Below are 15,063 nucleotides of genomic sequence, written 5' to 3'. Positions count from 1 at the left end.
GACCCTGTGCCGGCGCTGCGCCGAGGACATTGCGGAGCAGGCGACCCTTGAGAACGCGTGCGCACCCCCGCCGTTCTGACTGGTCGCCGCGCCAGCTGCGTGACTGGCCGGCCTTACCCGCCCTGGCCCACCCCGGGGAACCACTCGTCCGGGGAACGGCGGCGCCCGCCCTTTGCTCGCGATGATCTCCGCATCCAACCAAAGGGGACGTAATGCGCAAGTTCTGGCCGACGGTCGCCGTTGGCATGACCGCCGGCTTCCTGCCCGTTGCCGCACCGCAAACCACCGCAGCGCAAGAGCTGTGCCCACCAGGCAAGTTCTGCCTCTTCGAGAACTCCAGTGGCCGCGGCCACTGGGCGGGCTACACCTCAGCCACAGCCGACGTGCGACGGCAGGGCCTGACTGCGGCCAGGGCAGATCTGAACGTGTCCAAGCAGGTCTGGTGCGTATGGAGCCGGCCGAACTACAAGGGCATCAAGAAGGTCCTTCCGCGAAACAACCAGGGGCTCCACAACCTGGGCGGAGCTTTCCTCTCCGCGGCTTCAGCAAGCACTTCGCTCTGCTGACCGAAGGGATCCGGCGTGTGGGGTTCGGCCATGGGGACCAACGGAACAGTCAGTATCGGTGAGATTGATCTTGGTCGCGTAACAGGTCGGGCGCACGGTCGTGGTCATGTGCCCGTGCCCTGTGCGGCGGCTTCGGCGAGCGTGCGGTACAGGGTGGGCAGGCTGGGGTGCTTGCCCTTGTGCTTGCCCCGGGTGATGACGGTCTTCTGCTGGATCTTTCATGGGGGTGCCCTCGGTGCGCAGGGTGAGGGCGTACTCGATCTGGTCTGCGTCGAGGGAGGGCGGCCGGCCGCCGGTGCGGCCGCGCCTGAGGGCGGATTCCTGGCCTTCCAAGGTCTTCTCCCAGGTGTAGGTGCGTTCGGCGCCGGAGAGGGCGGCGAGGACGCCGAAGAGGATGACGCCCTGGCCGTGGCGGTCGCCGGGGTCGTACAGGCCGGTGATGGGGCCGCTCAGGAACTCCAGGGCGGTGCCGGCCTCGCGCAGGTCCTCGACGGTGACGAGGAGGTCGGTGCCGCGGCCGAGACGGCGGAACTCGAACTCCTCGTCAGTCGATGCCTCGAAAGCCGCCGGTGCAAGGGGGTTCCAAGAAAGCATTCCAAGAACCCGATCGAGAACCGGGAGGCTGAACAAAACGGACACCGTCCGGGGTGCGGCGGCTGCTTCCCATTTGGCCGTTTATGAGAATCACGCAGCGCACGGCCATGGCCGCTGCGCTCGGGTACGCGGGCCGAACTGTTCCTTGTACGGAAGCCCCGGCCGCGCCTGGCGGTTCAACCCGCGAGGGTGTTCAGCCAGCCGGTCAGCAGACGGTTGATCTCCTCGGGGCGTTCCTGCTGGATCCAGTGGCCGCAGCCCTCCAGGAGGTGGGAGGCGGTCAGGCCGGGAAGAGTGGCGGGAAAGGCGTCGATAGCGTCGGACATCCAAGTGGTGGAGGCGTCCAGGGTGCCGCCGATGAACAGGGACGGCTGCTTGATCGGGGCTCCGCGGTGGGGAGCGAGGTCTTCCCAGTCGCGGTCCACGTTGCGGTAGCGGTTGAGGGCGCCGGTCAGACCCGTGCGCTCGAACTCTCCGGCGTAGACGTCGAGGTCGTCCTCGGTCAGCCAGGCCGGGCGGATGCCGGCGGGAAAACGGTCACGCAGCTGGCCGCCGTGGGCGACGAAGTGCGGGTCGGGTTCGCCCTGGGCGGGCATGGTGTCGGCGGACAGGGCGGCGTAGAAGCCCGTGAGCCAGCCCCGGACGTCGGGCTCGATCTCCGTCTCGGCGCGGCCGGGCTCCTGGAAGTACGAGACGTAGAACTCCTGCTCGGGGCCGCCGATCCGGCCGAAGATGTCGGTGGGGCGGGGGCCGCCGGGTGGCGCGTACGGGACGCTCAGCAGGGCGACGGCCCGGAAGACCTCGGGGTGGAGCAGGGCAGAGGCGGCGGCGATGTTGGAGCCCCAGTCGTGGCCGACGACCACCGCGTCCTCCTCGCCGAGGGCGCGCACGAGGGCGACGTTGTCCTCCACCAGGTCGAGCATCCGGTAGGCGTCGGTCGCCGCAGGCTTGGATGAGCGGCCGTAGCCGCGCACGTCGAGCGCCACCGCCCGGTAGCCGGCCGCGGCGAGGGCCGGGAGCTGGCGCCGCCAGGAGTACCAGGACTCGGGGAAGCCGTGCACGAGCAGGACCAGCGGACCGGTGCCCTGCTCGACCATGTGCAGGCGCCCGGCAGGGGCCTCGACGGTGCGGTGGCGGAGTGCGGCGGACAGCTTGGATTGCATGGGGTCTTCTCCTCGGGTTCGCGGGCGGACGCGGGTACCCATCGATCATGCGGCGCGACGACCGACCGACGCGATCATCCTTGCCAATCTGGCAAACTTGCAGGACAGGATGCTGGAGCGGCATGTCCGGAAGGGGCAGGGCGAGTGGCAGGCGACGAAGTGGCCGACATGCTGGCGTCGATAGGCCCCCGGCTGCGGGCCGCGCGCGAACACCGCGGCGCCACACTCACCGGCGTCAGCTGCGCGACCGGCATCTCTCCGAGCACGCTGTCGCGGATCGAGACCAACCGACGCAAGCCCACCCTGGAAGTGGTGTTGCAGTTGGCGAAGGAGTACGGCGTCTCCCTGGACGAGCTGGCCGGCACCGCCCCCGCCGCCGAGCCCCGCACCTCCGCACTCCGGCGTTTCGGCGACGACAAGGCGGTGCTGCCGCTGACCCGGTACGTCGGGGGCCTGCACGCCCACAAGCACGTCCTGCCCGCCGTCCAGGAGCCATCCGCGCGGCCCCGGCAGGTCTCCCACGACGGCTGGGAATGGCTGTGCGTCCTGTACGGGCGGTTGTGGCTCGCACTCGGCGACCAGGACCTCGTCCTGAGTGCCGGGGACGTCGCCGAGTTCGACACCCGCAATCCCCACGGGGTCGCGAACGCCGGCCCCGGCGGCCCGGTCGAGTACCTGATCATGTTCGGGCCGCAGGGAGAGCGCCTGCGACCACGCACCCCGCCCGCCCCCGGTCCCAGGGCCCGGTAGCAAGCAGCGAACGAACGGCCTGCCGTCCCGGATCCACCGGGATGTCCGGCCTCTCCCCTCATTCCCGACGTGATGGTCGGCGCGATCGGCGCCCACCCCGCCAGCGGGGAGTACCGCTACGAGATGCGGACTTTCGCCCCCGCCGTCGGTGTCTTCGAGGACCCGGCCCGCGGCAGTATGAACGCCGGCGTCGCCCAGTGGCTCACCGCCAGGGGTGCCGCCCCGGCGGCCTACCGGGTCTCCCAGGGTTCCCGCGTGGGTCGGGACGCCTCCATCACCGTCACTGCCGAGGCCGACGGCACCGTCTGGGTCGGCGGGGACACCGCCGTCCTGATCCGCGGCGCCGTCACCCTCTGAGCCCCCGCCGCCGACCGGGAGGGTTCTGATGCCCGGCCGGCCGGCGGCGGGGTCGGGCGGGTCAGGTGTTGTCGAGGGTCTTCATGATGACGAAGCTGTTGACGGTGGCCACCCCCGGCAGCGACGCGAGCCGGATGGCGTGGAAGTCCTCGTAGGCGTCCAGGTCGGCGACCTCCACGTGCACCAGGTAGTCGAAGCTGCCGGTGATGTGGTGGCATGCCCGTACCTCGGGCAGCTCCATCACCGCCTTCTCGAACGCGGCGATGTCCTGGCGCACGTGTCGCATCAGCCGCACCCCGGCGAACACGCGCAGGCCCCGCCCCACCGCCTTGGGGTCGACCACCGCCCGGTAGCCGCGGATCACCCCGCGCTCCTCCAACTGCCGTACCCGGCGCAGGCACGGCGAGGGCGACAGGCCCACCCGCGTCGCGAGCTCGCTGTTGCTGATCCGCCCGTCGCTCTCCAGCACCGCCAGGATCGCCCGGTCCATCTCATCCATGAGAGGCAGATTATTGCCGGGACACCTCCTTCTGCACCATGCAGTGATTGTCAGCCGCGCAATTCTGCGCCGAAATTGCGCACTGTGGTGTCACGGCGGCGATACCGCCCTCCATGCTGGACACCGGCAAACCGTTGGATTACGGAAGGGCCAGTCATGCCGGGCCGCAGCACCGTCACCGTTCACGCAGACCGCCACGTCCACCCGGACCCCGCGGTGGCACCCCCGATCTACCAGACCGCCGCATTCTCCGCGGGTGACGGCGAGACGTTCGCGCACGGAGCGACCGAGCCGCGCGGAAAGGCCTTCTACACCCGCTTCGGAAACCCCAACCACGCCCAGGTCGCCGCAGTCCTGGCGGAGCTGGAGGGAACCGAGGCGGCGATGGTCACCGCCTCCGGCATGGCCGCGATCACCACCGCGGTCCTCGCCCTGGTCTGTGCCGGCGACCACGTCATCGGGCAGAAGTCGACGTACGGCGGCACCGCCTCGGTGCTGCTGAACCTTCTGCCACGCCTGGGGGTCTCCACCACCGTGGTCGACCAGCGCGACACGGAGGCGTTCGAGCCGGCCATCACCCCCAAGACCCGGCTGATCCTGGTGGAGACGCCCAGCAACCCGCTGCTGCACATCACCGACCTGCGGGCTGTCGCCGAACTCGCCCACGCCCACGGCATCATCACGCTGGCGGACAACACCTTTGCCACCCCCCTCAACCAGCGCCCGGCCGAGTTCGGCATCGACGTGGTGTGGCACAGCGCCACCAAATACCTCAACGGGCACACCGACGTCTCGGCCGGAGCCCTCGCCGGACCCGCCGAAATTCTGGACCGGATCTGGGACACCAGCCTGCTCACCGGCGCCACCCTCGGCCCGATCGACGCCTGGCTGCTGCTGCGAGGCCTACGCACCCTTCCGCTGCGCATGCCCCGCCACAACGACAACGGCCTGACCCTCGCCCAGGCCCTGGCCGAACATCCGGCCGTCGCCCGGGTCAACTACCCGGGGCTGGAATCCCACCCGCAGCACAAGCTCGCAGCCGACCAGATGAGCGGCTTCGGCGGCGTCCTGAGCGTCGAATTCACCGGAGGCTTCGAGGCTGCCGATGCCTTCCTGGGCCACCTGCGCTACTTCCAGCGCTCCGCCAGCCTCGGCGGCATCGAGTCCCTGGCCGTGCACCCCGCCTCGATGTGGCGCGGCATGCTCAGCAACGAGCAGATCACCGACGTCGTCCCGCCCGGCCTGGTCCGCCTGGCCGCCGGCACCGAGGATGCCGCCGACCTCGTCGCCGACGCCCTCGCCGCAGCCGACACCGTCCTGACCCACCGCCCCTGAACTCCCCGCGCAGGGCCGTACCCCTACGGCCGTGCAGCAAGTCCTCGAACACGCACGTGCAAGGAGTATTACGCCATGAAGACCCTCATCACCGGCGGCACCGTCGTCACCATGGACCCGGCCCTGGGCGACCTGGCGCGCGGCGACATCCTCATCGAGGACGGGCAGATCATCGAAGTCGCCCCGCACGTCGACGCACCGGACGCCGACGTCATCGACGCGGCTGAGCGGATCGTGATGCCCGGGTTCGTCGACAACCACCGCCACGCCTGGCAGACCGCCTTCCGCGGCGCCGGATCCGACTGGACGTTCCCCCAGTGGGCCCAGGCCATGCACCGTACCGTCAAGCCCCACTACACCGCCGAAGACGTCTACATCGGCACCCTCCTGGGCCGCCTGGAAGCCCTCCACTCCGGCGTCACCACCATGCTCGACTGGTACCACGTCGCCCAGACCCATGCCCATGAGGACGCCGCCATCGCCGCCCTCACCGACGCCGGCGGCCGCTCCGTCTTCTGCCTCGGCGCCGGCTGGGGCAGCGACATCTCCGTCGAGGACGACATCCGCCGTGTACGTGCCACCCTGACCGGCGGCGGCCGCATCGACCTGGCCCTGGGCATGCGCGGCCCAGGCGCCTCCGGCATCGACACCGCCGCCCGCGAGGTCAAACTCGCCGACGAGCTCGGCCTGCGTATCAGCCTCCACCTCGAAGCCCCCGGAGTCATCGCCGAACTGGCCGGGCACGGCCTGCTGCGCGACACCCTCACCGGCGTCCACGCGAACGGCATCGGCGTGGACGAGCTGCGCATGCTCGCCGACGCCGGCGGCTCCATCTCCATCAGCCCCGACGTCGAGCTCAAGATGGGCTTCGGCGCGCCGATGACCGGCCTCGCCCTCGACGCAGGCCTGCGCCCCACCCTGTCCATCGACGACGTCCCCTCCGTCGGCGGCGACATGTTCTCCACCCTGCGCACCGCCTTCGCCGCCCAGCGCGGCATCGACGGACGCCTGCGCTCGCGTGACCTGCTCGACTTCGCCACCATCGACGCCGCCGCCTCCATGGGCCTCGCCGGCCGCACCGGCAGCCTCACCCCCGGCAAGGACGCCGACATCATCCTGCTGCGCACCGACGACCTGACGATCTTCCCCGTCACCGACCCGGCCGGAAGCATCGTCAGCCAGGGCCACCCCGGCCTGGTGGACACCGTCCTGGCCGCCGGCCGCGTCGTCAAACGCGACGGCGCCCTGGTGGGCGTGGACCTGCCCGCCCTGCGCGCGCGCCTGCTGGCCTCCCGCGACCGCATCGCCGCAGCAGCAGGAGTCGCACTCGACGGCACCTGGAATCCGAAGCCCACCGCCTGACCCGCCCGGATCGTCGCCGGCGCCCACCTCGGCCTACCCGGCATCGGCTCCGTGACCCGCCACCTCACCGGCTGCGCCCTCGAATACGCGACGCCACCGACCACCTGACACCCCTACAACATCGGGGGCGAGTAGTAGCGGGGCAGCGGTTGACGCTGAGATTGATCACGGTGTGCGGCCGTAGCACGGCGAAGATTTTTCGCGCAGGCGTTCGGTTGATCACTCGCTGATCCGGAGTCGGCCCGGCCACCGTCCGCCCTGTGCCGGTTGAGTTCTTGAGTGATGATCAGGCTGCGTCGTACGGGGCCTTCAAGGAGATCCCGGGCCGAGCCGGAGCGGTTCTTCTTCCCGGACGACGCCGACCGGGACCTGATCGCGCTGAGGCGTACCGACAGCCACCGGCTGGGCATCGCGTTGCAGATCTGCACGGTGCGGTACGTCGGCCGGTTCCTGGCCGACGCCCCGCTGGACGTGCCGTGGCCGGTGGTGGACTACCTGGCCGAGCAGCTGGACATCGAGGACGCCTCGTGCGTGAAGCGGTACACCGGGCGCAAGCCGACGGCGTACGAGCACTCCTGGGAGATCCGTCGGCGGTACGAGTACCGCGAGTACGACGACCCGCAGGTCGGCCGCCGGCTGCGGACGTTCCTGCACGGGCGTGCGTGAACGCCCGTCCATGGGGCCGGTGGCGCTGTTCGACCACGCGGTGGCGTGGCTGCGTCGGCACCGGGTGCTGCTGCCGGGGGTGAGCGTGCTGGCCAGCCAGGTGGCGGAGGTGCGGGCGGTCGCGGAGCGGCTGCGCCGGCCGCCGACGGGCACGACGGGCACGACGGGCACGGCGATGGCGCGGGCGCTGGACCAGGTGAACGAGATCTCCGCGTTCCAGCTCGGGCGGGTGAACCTGACCCGGGTGCCGGTGAACCGGCTGACGACGCTGGCCCGGTACGGGCTCGCGCCGAAGGCCCAGACGCTGGAGCGGTCTGCCGAGCCCAGGTGCACCGCGCTGCTGACGGAGGTGGTCCGCAGCCTTGAGGCGGCGGCGATCGACGACGCGCTGGATCTGTTCGCGCTCCACTCGGCGCCCTCGCCCAAGTGCTTCGGCCAGGAGAGGGGCCTGACCTGGCTCAACGCAGTGAATGAACAGGTCTCGGGGGTCGACGAGATGCTGGTGCCCGGCACCCCGCGCGACTCCCTGTGCATCCTGGACACCCTGCTGAACCTGGACGGCGGGGTACGCCCGGAGATGGTGGCGACCGACCACGCCTCGTGCTCCGACATGGTCTTCGGGATCTTCAAGATGCTCGGCTTCCGCTTCGCGCCGCGCTTCCGCGACCTGGCCGACCAGCGGTTTTGGCGCGCGGACATACCCGGCGACCCGCCGCAGCCCGGCTACGGGCGGCTGGATGCCATCGCCCGCAACAAGGTCAACCTCAAGCAGATCCGCGAGCAGTGGCCGGACATGCTGCGCGTCGCCGGGCCGCTGATCACCAACCAGGTCCGCGCCCACGACCTGCTGCGGATGTTCGGCCGTGAAGGTCGCCCCGTCCCGCTGGGGCAGGCGTTCGCCGAGTACGGCCGGAACGAGAAGACCTTCCACCTGTTCGACCTGGTGGACGGCACCTACCGGCGCAGGATGAACCGCCGGCTCACCGTGCAGGAGCCCCGCCACGCCCTGGCCCGCGCAATCTGCCACGGCAAGCGCGGCCACATCCAACAGGCGTACCGGGACGGCCAGGAGGACCAGTTGGCCAGCCTCGGACCGGTGCTCAATGCCGTGGCGCTGTGGAACACCCGCTACCTGGACGCCGCCGTCGAAACCCTGCGGGCGCTGCCCGCCGACCGGCGCGAGCACGACGTCCTGGACGAGGACGTGGCCCGCCTGTCCCCACTCAAGGCCGGCCACCTGAACGTCCTGGGCCACTACGCCTTCGCCGCCTCCCAGCCGGAGAACGGTCTGCGCCCCTTGCGCGACCCGACCGAGCCGGACGACGAGGGCGCCGACGGCTGACCGCCCGTCACGGGCGAATCACCGCCGGGGGCGGAACCGACTGATTCCGCCCCGCCCACCAAACCGATCGGACAGGCCCACCGACCTGCGGGAACAGCGCGCAGATCCAATCGGATCCGGTCCCGCCTTCCGCCTCCCCTTTTAGCCCCCCCCTACGATGGCCGGCCCGGCGCGCCACACAGGCATGAAGATCGGAACATCATGAGTCGCGAACCAGACCTAGCCGTCCTCTACCCGGACGTGGCAGGCCACGGCAGCCTGGCCGCAGCACTCCAAGCCGCAGCCGCTGACCAAGGCATGTCCCTTCCCTTGTCCGTCGCCCCGTCCGATCCACTGCGCCATGCCACGATCACCAGTGTCGTCCCACATCGCCACTCGTCCTACATCGCGGCGTGGCATCACGAGCGAAACTGGGCCATCTGGGGCTCGTCCAACAACAGGCTCATGATCTGCGGCAACACCAAGGACATACGTGCACTTCCCCAAGTGATCCGCGGCTGGGCGGAGGGGGCCAGCCTCGACGAGATCAGGCAGGCCGCAACCTTTGACCTCCTGACCGGACGTTTCGAGGTCCCCGACAACAACCCCGCCGACGTCATCGCCTCAGAGTGGCAGTGGCTGCTGAAGGATGCTGATCACGCCGACTGGCCGCAGTACCAGGTGCTCATCCAGTCCGCCCACGCCGAACCGAAGCTTCGCAGGCTCTACCCCTTCACGAGCCACTGGGCACTGAGCTTCTCCAACACGCCCGACTACCCGTTCCCCCCGCCCTTCGTCTCGATCGACTCACCCCGGGGAAGCGGTGACTACACCATCAGAGAGTGGTGGAACGGCCCCGCCCTGCACCACGTCACCACAGCCGCTGAAGCGATCGCCATCGCCGTCGGCCGGATCCCTGGCGACCTGCTCCAGACGTCTTCTGAGAACCCTGGACAAGCCTCCTGAGAGCGACACCGGCGACCCGGGAAGGAAACGATCGGGAATGGCCGACCGCATCCACCTACGGCATTCCACCGATGAGCAGACCGACGCCCGCCAACGGCATGCCCTGGCCGCGCTGCTGGCCGCCGGTGCCCCCGTCTACGAGGATCCCGCCACCTCCACCCGCCAACTCTCCCTCGACCGTGCCGGCTTCACCCGACTCCTGCACGAGGCCGCCATCGGCGACACCATCCGCATCGCCGACGCCGCCCCGCCTCTTCCGCTCCGTCGCCGACATTCTCGCCCTGCGGCCGGTCCTCATCCGCCGCGGCCTGCACCTGCGGGTCGAGTCCGACGACCCCGGTACCAAAATGATGGTCACCGTCCTCGCCGCCGCCGAAGCCGCAGGCAAGACACTCGGCCGCCCCGCCACGCTCGACCTGGACCAGGCGGCGAAGGAGGTCGAGGCGTTCGGCGAAGGCACCGCCGTCAAGGCTCTCGCCCGGCAGCACCAGGTCGGCCCGAAGACGATCCGTCGCGTCCTGGACGCCGCCGGCGCCCGCAAGCTGCCCGAGCAACTCGACGTCATCCCGGACCTGGCCACCGAGCAGCAGCCTGAGCCGAACCCGGAGATCACCCTTGACCTGCCCGGTCTGCTTGCCAGCCACCTGCTCGTCGGCGGCGACGAGAGCGTCCGCCGCGCTGTGGCCGCCGGGCGCACCAACCGCCGCGGCACGGGCTACTCGATCCGCCTCACGGCCCCGCTTGAACGTCACCGTGCTGCTCTCCAGCAGAGCGCGGCCCTGGCCGCTGAATCTGCCGAACCCACCGCGCGCAAGGCCCACCGGGTCTACGCCGCCCGCATCTCGGCCGCCGAGTAGCCGTCGACCCGGCCGGGGCATCGAACAAGATCAATCTCAGCGTCAACCGCTGCCCCGCTACTACTCGCCCACGATGTCGCATCGAAGGTTCCAGGCATCACCAGTTACGGAGTCGGGCCCGCCATGGAAAGAGTGACGGGCCCGACGGGTGCAGCAGGGATCAGTACCGGGCGATCAGCCAGGCGATGACCAGGCCTGTGGCGAAATCGCCGAGCCGGTAGGCCACGCCGCACATGAAGCTTGTACGGGCGCCGCGTCCGTGGCCGGCCACCCATTTCCGCAGGTGACGGGCCGCTGATCTGCTGTGCTTGGCCAAGTTAACGCACTGATGAGTGCGTTCTGCGTTACTCTCCATACGGGGTCCTTCCATCTTGCTGATGCTGGACGCCGCGCAAGGAGCCCCCTCGGCTCATGGCCTAGGAAACCGCGTCGAGGAAGCGGGGCTCCTTTTGCGTTGGTGAGATGTGTTGTTGGACGGTGCGTCAGACCGACGGCCCTGCTAGGCGACTTGACGACACCTGAGGGAAATTTAGGACATTCTAGTACAGTGCTGGTCGGATTCCCTGGCACTGGGCATCACAAGATCCTTCGAGGCTTTCCGAGGGCTCACGACCCCGGCAGCGACTCCCCTCACGCTTCCCTGCCGCTCTTACGAAGGGCGTGTCGTGGGCTCGACCCGGCCCCACCAGCTGGGGGCTGATGGGGCAGGGTCGAGCCGCTGCGCGACTGGGGGTTACCGCGGGTCGAGCTCGGGTGTGACGGTCTGTGGCACGGCCCGTTGTGCGTCATCCTGGCGCGGGGTCCCGCAGGCCGGTGTCGACCGCCGGCCCGCGGTGCTGCTCGGACCAGAGGGCATGGGCCTCAGCGACGTCGAGCGCCGCCGGGCCGATGCTCTCGCCGAGCTGGGATACGTAGCGCTGGCCTTCGACCTTCACGGCGGGCGCTATTTGGGTGACCCCGAGGAGATGCTGGCCCGTTGCATGCCGCTGCTCACCGACCCCGACCGGATGCGGGGCATCGGCCACGCGGCGCTCGACGTGGTGCGCACCGAACCGCGGACCGACCACGACCGGATCGCCGCCGTCGGCTACGGCACCGGGGGCGCCATCGGGCTGGAACTCGGGCGCGACGGCGTCAACCTGCGCGCGATCGGGACAGTCAACGCGCTCACCACGGGCCGACCGGGCGAGGCGGCACGCATCCGCTGCCCGGTCTGGGCCGGGGTCGGGTCGCAGGACCCGATCATGCCGCCCGCCCAACGGGTCGCGTTCACCGCAGAGATGCAGGCCGCGGGCGTCGACTGGCGCCTCGTGGTCCACGGAGGAGCCCTTCACGCCTTCCACCACCCACCGGTCGACCACCCCACGGTCCCCGGCGTCGCCTACCACCCACGACACGCACAGCGAGCCTGGCACGACATCATCGACCTGCTCGCCGAGTGCCTGCCCGCGACCGAGGACCTGGTCAGTCCAAGCTCGGCCACCCGCTGACCAGCGCTTACTTTGGCCTCGGCGGCGCGCAGTCCGTCGTAGGTCGGCTCGCGTTGGAGGTCACGCCGGAGTTCGCCGACGGCGAGGGTCTGCACCATGAACTTCACGGTGGACAGCAGCTCCCCGGTGCGCGGGCGGCGGGCGGTCAGGTCCATCGCGGAGAACGCGCCGTCGTGGATGTGCAGGGCGAGGTGGTCGCGGTGAAGGACGTCGAGCACGTCGAAGATGTGCCCGATGCCGCGTACGAGGCGGTACATCTCCGAGATGTGCACGGTGTCGCCCGACCGCGCGTGGGCGAGCCTTTCGCCGGACTTCGGGTGCTAAAGCAGGTGGAGGCGACTGCAGGTACCGGCCTCTTCCTCGAAGACGACCGGGTCCTCGATCCCGGCCTCGTCCAGGACGAGGTTCTGATGGTCGGTCGACTGGTGGTCGGTCAGAACCCGTTCGTAGACCAGGTTGGCCATGCCGCTCCCCGCCCTCGGTGGTCGCATTCGACTCTAGCCGTCAGTAAACCCTGTCATCAGCAACCCATCGGATCTGATGGGATCGGCGCCGCTGTCGGGCCCCGGAACGTAAGGGTTCATTGGACGCCCGCCTCACCTGTCGTCATTCGTTCGTTTGACGACACCTTTCAGGTGAAGGCAATGGCCGCTCCGGTCGAGATCGAGAGCTTCGCAGCGTGGAGGAGCTGCAGGCATATATAGGACTCGATGCCGTAGCGCTGCCACCCCTCGGTGGCCGGCTTCTCGGCATCGGCGGCCTCGAAGACCTCTTCGGAGTACGGATCGAGGTCTTCCGGAAGACCGAGGGCTCCAGCGAGTCGACGGACTTCCTCCAGCAGACGCACCGAAGACCCCAGGTAGCCGCCTCGTACCTTTTCGTCCACGATGACCTGGGCGAAATCGACGGGGACGTAGTAGCCCTCGCAGTCCGAATGATGGACCAGATGGTCGAACGGTCCAGGAGGATCACTCGGCAGAGCCTCGTACACCTTGCCCAGGAGCGGGTCTTCAGTCGCCCGCCGGCTGCCGTCCAGCGGCTCGGGCAGGCACCCACCCGCTGCAAGGTGGACAGCGAGACGGCGAACGGTGTGCAGGCCCGAGTATCCCCACGCCTCGAACTCCGCGCCCTCCTTCTTATCGAGGTCGGGCTCAGTCCACTGTCGCGCTCCCCCACGCGCCAGTAGCTCGCCGATCGCGATGAAGTCAGCGCGAACCGTCTCGGTGTAGTCGTCGTCCTCGGCGTCGACGAGGACCCCGACCACTATGCTCAATCCCATGGCACGATCTTGCCATCGGCGATCCGACGGCCACTCGTTGCCCTGCCGCCGAGGTCACGCTGCCTGGCCGTAGCCGTCGGCCTCCGCGCAGCGGACCGAAGTCGACATCCAGGTGCGCGTCGTACGCCTGTGGTTCAAGGCCAAGTTCGTGGGTGGAGTATTCGCCGAAGCGGCGGATGTGCTCGGTCGGGTACGGCGAGATGTGGGCCAAGTCCTCGGAGTCGATGACGTGGCCCTCCGCCTGGAGCTGGCGCCCGATCACAGCGATGTCTAGGCGTTGTGGAAGATCACCGCGTTCGTGAGCAGAGCGTTGAACTACGCGGTCTTCTCCTGCTCGACGGGGTCGTTGCCGGTGATGACGCCGCCGTTGCCGAAGCCGATCCGCTGGGAGAAGCCGGTGAACGCCTCGACCTTGTCCGTGGCAGCCGTTACCCGCCGGCGCAGCGGGGTGTCTGAGGGGTAGCGCAGCAGCTGGACAATGCGGATGGCGCGGCCGACCTCCCGGAAGAAGATCCGGACCGAGGACACCGCCCGACTGTCCCCGCTCAAGCACCGCAGCCTCAACGTACTGGGCCACTACAGCTTCACCGCCTCCGTCCCGCGCGAGTGGCTGCGGCCGCTGCGCGATCCAGACGCGGTGGAGCTGGACGACGAGGATGACGACGGCCGCGAGGACTGAACGAGCCATGGCTGGGACGGGATCAGGGTGATCCTGACGCTGCGGTACAGGTACCGGCTGAGTGGCGCCATCGGGGCCTCGCCCTTGTTCTCGGCCGGCCATCGGTCCTCACCAGCTTCGCGACAGCGACACCGGCCACTCCGATGATGGCGCTGGTGGTCGGGCCGGAATCCGTCCAGACAGCCACGCCTGCGAAGTGATCTGACTCAGATGCTGTCACAGGGATCGATCAAGCGGTGTCTTGTGCTCGAACCGCTCGAACCGAGGGAGACATCATGGCTGAGAACACCGATGTGGTTGTGATCGGCGGCGGATACGCCGGCGTCATGGCGGCAAATCGCCTGACGCAGCGCGGCGACGTGACCGTGACGTTGATCAATCCGCGCGCCCAACCTTCGTCCACCGGGTCCGCCTGAACCAGTTGGCGGGCGGGACCGACGCCGCCGTCGTCGACTACCAGGAGGTCCTGGCGGAGGGGGTGCGATTGGTGGTCGACAGCGTGACGCGGATCGACGCGGCCGGGCGCGGTGTGGAGCTGGCCAGCGGTGGTTCGGTCGGCTACGACTACCTGGTCTACGCGGTGGGCAGCGGCGGCGCCGACCCGCGGGTGCCCGGAGCGGCCGAGTTCGCCTACCCGATCGCCGGTCTGGAGGAGGCGCAACGGCTGCTGTCGGTCCTCGGTGCCGCGCCCGCATCGGCCGCGGTGACGGTGGTCGGAGCAGGTCCGACGGGTGTCGAGACCGCCGCCGAGCTGGCGGATCAGGGTCGCAGAGTGACTCTGGTCTGCGGTGGCGTGCTCGGGCCGTACTTGCACCGGCGGGGGCGCCGTTCGGTGCGCGGGCAGCCGACACGGTGCTGAGCCGGTTGGCAGGAGAGCGGCCAGAGACCCTCAACCAGTCGTTCGGAGCGCAGTGCATCAGCCTGGGCCGGGGCACCGGCATCTTCCAGTTCGGCAACAGGTCCGACGTCGCGGTGGGGTTCCACATCGACGGCCGCCTCGGCGCGAAGATGAAGGAAGCTGTGTGCAAGGGCATCGTGAAGCACCTGGCCGATGAGGCGCACAAGCCCGGCGGGTACAGCCTGCACCGCATGAAGGGGGGGTGCAGGGCGCCGGCAGGCGCTGGAGGCCATGCGCGCCGAGGCACCGGTCGTGATCGAACGGGTTTCCTAGATTCGGGC

General features: G+C 69.5%; 15 protein-coding genes and 3 pseudogenes. 11 read left to right on the top strand and 7 right to left on the bottom strand.

The features are described 5' to 3' along the window. Window positions 1–212: 212 nt before the first annotated feature. Entirely contained in the window at window positions 213–566 is a 354-nt protein-coding gene (locus AB0D53_RS04355; protein WP_362439876.1) for a peptidase inhibitor family I36 protein, read from the top strand. Here AB0D53_RS04355 and AB0D53_RS04350 read toward each other — a convergent pair. Further along, on the bottom strand, window positions 543–1,160 hold the full coding sequence (locus tag AB0D53_RS04350) for a hypothetical protein (protein WP_362439873.1): 618 nt from the start codon (window positions 1,158–1,160) through the stop codon (window positions 543–545). The two genes, AB0D53_RS04355 and AB0D53_RS04350, sit on opposite strands and share 24 nt — an antisense overlap. Before the next feature lie 176 nt (window positions 1,161–1,336). Continuing rightward, entirely contained in the window at window positions 1,337–2,323 is a 987-nt protein-coding gene (locus tag AB0D53_RS04345) for an alpha/beta hydrolase (RefSeq protein WP_362439870.1), read from the bottom strand. A gap of 144 nt (window positions 2,324–2,467) precedes the next feature. Here AB0D53_RS04345 and AB0D53_RS04340 point away from each other — a divergent pair, with 144 nt between their 5' ends. Beyond that, a complete protein-coding gene (locus AB0D53_RS04340) occupies window positions 2,468–3,073 on the top strand; it encodes a helix-turn-helix domain-containing protein (RefSeq protein ID WP_362439867.1) in 606 nt (201 codons plus the stop codon). Window positions 3,074–3,145: 72 nt separating this feature from the next. Further along, window positions 3,146–3,430: a PhzF family phenazine biosynthesis protein gene (locus AB0D53_RS04335; RefSeq protein WP_362439983.1), complete on the top strand. Its 285-nt coding sequence runs from the start codon at window positions 3,146–3,148 to the stop codon at window positions 3,428–3,430. Between the two features lie 61 nt (window positions 3,431–3,491). Here the strand turns inward: AB0D53_RS04335 and AB0D53_RS04330 are convergent, their stop codons facing one another. Beyond that, on the bottom strand, window positions 3,492–3,929 hold the full coding sequence (locus AB0D53_RS04330; protein ID WP_362439864.1) for an Lrp/AsnC family transcriptional regulator: 438 nt from the start codon (window positions 3,927–3,929) through the stop codon (window positions 3,492–3,494). 156 nt (window positions 3,930–4,085) lie between these two features. Between AB0D53_RS04330 and AB0D53_RS04325 the strand changes: the two genes are divergently transcribed. The 6 genes and pseudogenes from AB0D53_RS04325 (at window position 4,086) to AB0D53_RS04300 (ending at window position 11,926) form a co-directional block, all read left to right on the top strand. Next, complete coding sequence (locus AB0D53_RS04325; protein WP_362439861.1) at window positions 4,086–5,264, top strand: aminotransferase class I/II-fold pyridoxal phosphate-dependent enzyme; 1,179 nt, start codon at window positions 4,086–4,088, stop codon at window positions 5,262–5,264. Between the two features lie 75 nt (window positions 5,265–5,339). Continuing rightward, window positions 5,340–6,626, top strand: coding sequence for an amidohydrolase family protein (locus AB0D53_RS04320; protein WP_362439858.1), 1,287 nt, complete (start codon window positions 5,340–5,342; stop codon window positions 6,624–6,626). A gap of 260 nt (window positions 6,627–6,886) precedes the next feature. Next, a pseudogene (locus AB0D53_RS04315) lies at window positions 6,887–8,634 on the top strand (Tn3 family transposase). Between the two features lie 240 nt (window positions 8,635–8,874). Further along, a complete protein-coding gene (locus tag AB0D53_RS04310) occupies window positions 8,875–9,579 on the top strand; it encodes a DUF6193 family natural product biosynthesis protein (protein WP_362439855.1) in 705 nt (234 codons plus the stop codon). A gap of 179 nt (window positions 9,580–9,758) precedes the next feature. Continuing rightward, complete coding sequence (locus AB0D53_RS04305) at window positions 9,759–10,436, top strand: hypothetical protein (RefSeq protein ID WP_362439852.1); 678 nt, start codon at window positions 9,759–9,761, stop codon at window positions 10,434–10,436. Window positions 10,437–11,191: 755 nt separating this feature from the next. After that, the gene (locus AB0D53_RS04300) at window positions 11,192–11,926 is read left to right on the top strand and encodes a dienelactone hydrolase family protein (protein ID WP_362439849.1); all 735 of its coding nucleotides are present in this window, start codon (window positions 11,192–11,194) and stop codon (window positions 11,924–11,926) included. On the opposite strand, the pseudogene AB0D53_RS04295 reads toward AB0D53_RS04300, so the two are convergent. The 4 genes and pseudogenes from AB0D53_RS04295 to AB0D53_RS04280 all read right to left on the bottom strand — a co-directional run. Next, a pseudogene (locus AB0D53_RS04295) lies at window positions 11,818–12,213 on the bottom strand (hypothetical protein); the annotation flags it as partial. The gene AB0D53_RS04300 and the pseudogene AB0D53_RS04295 sit on opposite strands and share 109 nt — an antisense overlap. 33 nt (window positions 12,214–12,246) lie before the next feature. Next, window positions 12,247–12,390: a hypothetical protein gene (locus tag AB0D53_RS04290; protein ID WP_362439845.1), complete on the bottom strand. Its 144-nt coding sequence runs from the start codon at window positions 12,388–12,390 to the stop codon at window positions 12,247–12,249. A 167-nt stretch (window positions 12,391–12,557) separates the two neighbouring features. Further along, window positions 12,558–13,205: a hypothetical protein gene (locus AB0D53_RS04285; protein WP_362439842.1), complete on the bottom strand. Its 648-nt coding sequence runs from the start codon at window positions 13,203–13,205 to the stop codon at window positions 12,558–12,560. 315 nt (window positions 13,206–13,520) lie between these two features. Then, window positions 13,521–13,733, bottom strand: a complete 213-nt coding sequence (locus tag AB0D53_RS04280) for a Tn3 family transposase (protein WP_362439839.1) — start codon at window positions 13,731–13,733, stop codon at window positions 13,521–13,523. On the opposite strand from AB0D53_RS04280, the gene AB0D53_RS04275 reads away from it, so the two are divergent. Beyond that, window positions 13,690–13,884 (top strand): hypothetical protein, encoded by a 195-nt coding sequence (locus AB0D53_RS04275; protein WP_362439836.1) that lies wholly within the window; start codon window positions 13,690–13,692, stop codon window positions 13,882–13,884. The genes AB0D53_RS04280 and AB0D53_RS04275 overlap by 44 nt on opposite strands. A gap of 275 nt (window positions 13,885–14,159) precedes the next feature. Continuing rightward, window positions 14,160–15,055, top strand: a pseudogene (locus AB0D53_RS04270) (FAD-dependent oxidoreductase). Window positions 15,056–15,063 lie beyond the last annotated feature (8 nt).

Source organism: Streptomyces sp. NPDC048295, assembly GCF_040652135.1.
Taxonomy (GTDB): Bacteria; Actinomycetota; Actinomycetes; order Streptomycetales; family Streptomycetaceae; genus Streptomyces.
The sequence above is the reverse complement of the archived record's forward strand: the minus strand, read 5'-3'. Positions and strand labels throughout refer to the sequence as shown.

Coding starts and splice junctions, on each gene's coding strand:
- AB0D53_RS04350 (WP_362439873.1), bottom strand. CDS start 1,160: ATGCTTTCTTGGAACCCCCTTGCACCGGCGGCTTTCGAGGCATCGACT.
- AB0D53_RS04290 (WP_362439845.1), bottom strand. CDS start 12,390: ATGGCCAACCTGGTCTACGAACGGGTTCTGACCGACCACCAGTCGACC.
- AB0D53_RS04330 (WP_362439864.1), bottom strand. CDS start 3,929: ATGGATGAGATGGACCGGGCGATCCTGGCGGTGCTGGAGAGCGACGGG.
- AB0D53_RS04325 (WP_362439861.1), top strand. CDS start 4,086: ATGCCGGGCCGCAGCACCGTCACCGTTCACGCAGACCGCCACGTCCAC.
- AB0D53_RS04275 (WP_362439836.1), top strand. CDS start 13,690: ATGGCGCGGCCGACCTCCCGGAAGAAGATCCGGACCGAGGACACCGCC.
- AB0D53_RS04335 (WP_362439983.1), top strand. CDS start 3,146: ATGGTCGGCGCGATCGGCGCCCACCCCGCCAGCGGGGAGTACCGCTAC.
- AB0D53_RS04345 (WP_362439870.1), bottom strand. CDS start 2,323: ATGCAATCCAAGCTGTCCGCCGCACTCCGCCACCGCACCGTCGAGGCC.
- AB0D53_RS04355 (WP_362439876.1), top strand. CDS start 213: ATGCGCAAGTTCTGGCCGACGGTCGCCGTTGGCATGACCGCCGGCTTC.
- AB0D53_RS04320 (WP_362439858.1), top strand. CDS start 5,340: ATGAAGACCCTCATCACCGGCGGCACCGTCGTCACCATGGACCCGGCC.
- AB0D53_RS04285 (WP_362439842.1), bottom strand. CDS start 13,205: ATGGGATTGAGCATAGTGGTCGGGGTCCTCGTCGACGCCGAGGACGAC.